The following is a 3,632-nucleotide window of genomic DNA, read 5'->3' as shown; positions in this document are numbered from 1 at the left end:
GACTTGTCGACGATGGCCAGGCCCAGGCCGGCGCCGGTGGCGGCGGTGCGGGCGGTGTCGCCGCGGTAGAAGGGCGTGGTCAGTTCGGCCAGCTTCTCGGGTGCCACGCCGCGACCATGGTCGCGCACGCTGGCGGTCACCCAGGGGCCGGCGCGTGAATAGCTGACGTCGATGCGCGTCACCCCGGTGCCTGGCGTCTGGCCGTAGCGGCGCGCATTCTCGAACAGGTTCTGGAACACGCGGCCCAGCTCGGTCTCGTCGGCCATCACCTTGATGTCGATGGCCACGCGCGAGGTGATCTGCAGCGCCGGGTCGCGGAAACCGGCCGACTCGCGGTCGATCAGCATCGCCAGGTGCACCGGCACCAGGCGGGTTTCGCCGGGCCGCGCATAGTCCAGGAACTTGTCGATGATGTTGTCGAGCTGGTCGATGTCCATCGCCATGTTGCGGCGGGCTTCGTCGTCGTTGACGCTCATCTCCGCTTCCAGCCGCAGCCGCGCCAGCGGCGTGCGCAGGTCGTGGCTGATGCCGGCCAGCATGATGGCGCGGTCTTCCTCCACCTTGGCCAGCTCGCGCGCCATTCGGTTGAAGCCCATGTTCACCTCGCGGATCTCGCTGGTCAGGGTGTTCTCGTCCAGCCGTGAATCGAACTCGCCATCGCGGATGCGGCTGGCCGCGAACGACAGCTCGCGCAGCGGCTGGTTGATGCGCCGCGCGATGGCCACCGAGCCCACCAGCGTGGCCAGCAGCGCGATGCCCACCCAGACGAACCAGGTGCCCGGCGTCAGCGGTATCACGCGCGTGGGTTCGGCCTGCAGCCAGTACAGGTCGTTCTCGATGGTGAAGCCCACCCACAGCCCTTCGCGGCCGTTGACCGAGCGGGCCACCAGCGTCTCGGCGCCCAGGCGGCTGTGCAGCTCCTGGCCCACGCGGCGGGTGAAGCGGTCGACCTCGAAGGGCTCCCAGCGGTCGCCCGGCTCGCGCGGCAGCACCCGCAGCGCGTCCTGGTCGTCCATGGTCTTGACGATGGAGGTGCGGCTGATGCTGTCGGAGTAGCGCAGCGCGGCCCGGCTCAGGTTCACCAGCGCGGCGATCTGCTGCGCCGCCTGCACCGCACGCGGCTCGAACTCGAGTGCGCGCAGGGTCTGCACCCACGCGAAGATGCCGCCCGTCAGCAGCAGGGCCAGCAGGACAAAGGTGCGCCAGAAAAGGCTGAGGGCGACATGACGGCTACTCATCGGCCGCGATAATGCCCGCAGTCGATAGACGACCCACCCGAGCCGCACGCCGGGCCGCTCCCAATGGCGGCTCGGCGCCCCCGTGGGGGGCAAGCTGCGCAGCGGCGGGGGCTGACATTACGCTGCACCATCGGGGACGAAGACATAACCCACGCCCCACACCGTCTGGATGTAGCGCGGCTGCGCCGGGTCGGGTTCGATCATCTTGCGCAGGCGGCTGATCTGCACGTCCAGGCTGCGGTCGAAGGGCTCGAACTCGCGGCCGCGGGCCAGCTGGGCCAGCTTGTCGCGGCTCAGCGGCTGGCGCGGGTGACGCACCAGGGCCTTGAGCATCGAGAACTCGCCGGTGGTCAGCGCGATCTGCTCGCCGTCCTTGGTGAGGCGGCGCAGCGACAGGTCGAACTCGAAGGGGCCGAAGGTGACGGTCTGCGCTTCCTTGGCCGGTGCGCCGGGTGCTTCCATCGCCGGGCGGCGGCGCAGCACCGCATGGATGCGGGCCAGCAGCTCGCGCGGGTTGAAGGGCTTGGGCAGGTAGTCGTCGGCGCCCACCTCCAGGCCGACGATGCGGTCCACGTCTTCCACCTTGGCGGTGAGCATGATGATGGGCGTCACGTCGTTGGCGGCGCGCAGACGGCGGCAGATGGAAAGGCCGTCTTCGCCGGGCAGCATCAGGTCGAGCACGATGAGGTCGATCGTCTCGCGGGTGATCACGCGGTTCAGCGCCTTGGCGTCTTCGGCCAGCAGCACCTCGAAACCCTCTTGCGTGAGGTAGCGCCGCAGCAAATCACGAATGCGGGCGTCGTCATCGACCACGACGATGCGATCCGGCCGTGTGTTTGCGGGTGCGTTCATAAGTGGACTCCAAACTTGTAACAGGCGCATTGTGCGCAGAAAGTACCAAGGGTTTACCCTTGTTTTGACCCGTGGTTACAAGTCTTTCGGTAACCAATGAGTCAGCTGTAGGTCAACCCCCAGACGTCTCGGCCTGTTGTTGGCAGGGGCCATGCCCGTCGGACCACCCTGCACGCATGCGGGGGTCCGGCGCTGGCACGCCGATGGCTGAAGAGTCATCACGTTCATTTGCCCAAGGAGCTTCATGAAACTCGAGATCGCCCGTCCTGCCGCCAAGATGCGCGGTTTGGCCTTGCTGGCCGCCACCTGCGGCCTGGCGCTGCAAGCCCATGCGCAGGCCGTGATGCCGGCGCCGCAAGGCGTGCTCAGCCTGAACGCCAGCGCCAGCGTGGAAGTGACCAAGGACCTGTTGTCCATCACCTTCACCGCCAGCCGCGATGGCAACGATGCGGGCACGGTGCAGTCGCAGCTCAAGCAGGCGCTGGACGCCGCGTTGGCCGAGGCGCGCAAGGTGGCCAGGCCGCAGCAGGTGGAAGTGCAGACCGGCAACTTCTCGCTCTACCCGCGCTATGCGCCAAAGGGTGGCATCAACGGCTGGCAGGGCACGGCCGAGCTGGTGGTGCAAGGCCGCGACATGGCGGCCATCTCGCAGCTGGCCGGCCGCATCCAGAGCATGGCCATCGGCCGCGTGGCCTACGGCCTGTCGCGCGAGGCGTCGCAGAAGGTGGAGGCCGAGGTCACGGCCCAGGCCATCCAGCGCTTCCAGGCCCAGGCCGCCGAGATTGCCCGGCAGTTCGGCTACCAGGGCGCCACGGTGCGCGAGGTGAACGTGCAGACCAACGAGCCCGGCATGGTGCCCATGGCCGCCAAGGCCTACATGCGCGCCGCCGCCGCGCCCATGGACGAAGCCTTGCCGGTGGAAGCCGGCAAGGGCACCGTGACCGCCACCGTTAGCGGCACTGTGCAGATGACGCAGATGAAATAACCGGGGTCCCCACGGCGGCCCGGCGGGGCTGACTCACTGCGTTACTGCGCCACCCAGCCGCCATCCACGTTGATGGCGGCGCCGCGCAGGTTGTCGGCCGCGGCCGAGCACATGAAGACCGCCAGGTCGCCCAGTTGCTCGGGCGTGGTGAACTGCAGCGAAGGCTGCTTTTCGCCCAGCAGGTCGCGCTTGGCCTCGTCCACCGAGATGCCTTCGCGCGATGCGCGGTCGTCGATCTGCTTTTGCACCAGCGGCGTGAGCACCCAGCCCGGGCAGATGGCATTGGCGGTGACGCCGGTGGTGGCGGTTTCCAGCGCCAGCGCCTTGGTGAAGCCCAGGATGCCGTGCTTGCTGGCCACGTAGGCCGACTTCTGCGCCGAGGCCACCAGGCCATGCGTGCTGGCCACGTTGATGATGCGGCCCCAGTTGCGTTGCTTCATGCCCAGCAGCGCATGCCGGGTGGTGTGGAAGGCCGAGCTCAGGTTGATCGCGATGATCGCGTCCCACTTTTCGGGCGGAAAGTCTTCCACCAGCGCCACGTGCTGGATGCCGGCGTT

Annotated in this window: 4 protein-coding genes; 1 reads left to right on the top strand and 3 read right to left on the bottom strand. The window is 68.1% G+C overall.

Annotated elements, in window-relative coordinates; translation table 11 throughout:
- A partial coding sequence (locus ABNT58_RS25055) for an ATP-binding protein (protein WP_348756104.1) occupies positions 1-1,238 on the bottom strand: 1,238 nt, incomplete at its 3' end.
- Between the two features lie 117 nt (positions 1,239-1,355).
- Complete coding sequence (gene ompR, locus ABNT58_RS25050; RefSeq protein WP_046111400.1) at positions 1,356-2,090, bottom strand: two-component system response regulator OmpR; 735 nt, start codon at positions 2,088-2,090, stop codon at positions 1,356-1,358.
- Between the two features lie 244 nt (positions 2,091-2,334).
- Between ompR and ABNT58_RS25045 the strand changes: the two genes are divergently transcribed.
- Positions 2,335-3,075, top strand: a complete 741-nt coding sequence (locus tag ABNT58_RS25045) for an SIMPL domain-containing protein (protein ID WP_348756103.1) — start codon at positions 2,335-2,337, stop codon at positions 3,073-3,075.
- Positions 3,076-3,116: 41 nt separating this feature from the next.
- Here the strand turns inward: ABNT58_RS25045 and ABNT58_RS25040 are convergent.
- Positions 3,117-3,632, bottom strand: a 516-nt coding sequence (locus ABNT58_RS25040; RefSeq protein WP_348756102.1) for a 3-hydroxybutyrate dehydrogenase, incomplete at its 5' end; no start/stop codon positions are given.

The organism is uncultured Aquincola sp. (assembly GCF_964001545.1).
Taxonomy (GTDB): Bacteria; Pseudomonadota; Gammaproteobacteria; order Burkholderiales; family Burkholderiaceae_C; genus Aquincola.
The sequence above is the reverse complement of the archived record's forward strand: the minus strand, read 5'-3'. Positions and strand labels throughout refer to the sequence as shown.

Coding starts and splice junctions, on each gene's coding strand:
- ompR (WP_046111400.1), bottom strand. CDS start 2,090: ATGAACGCACCCGCAAACACACGGCCGGATCGCATCGTCGTGGTCGAT.
- ABNT58_RS25045 (WP_348756103.1), top strand. CDS start 2,335: ATGAAACTCGAGATCGCCCGTCCTGCCGCCAAGATGCGCGGTTTGGCC.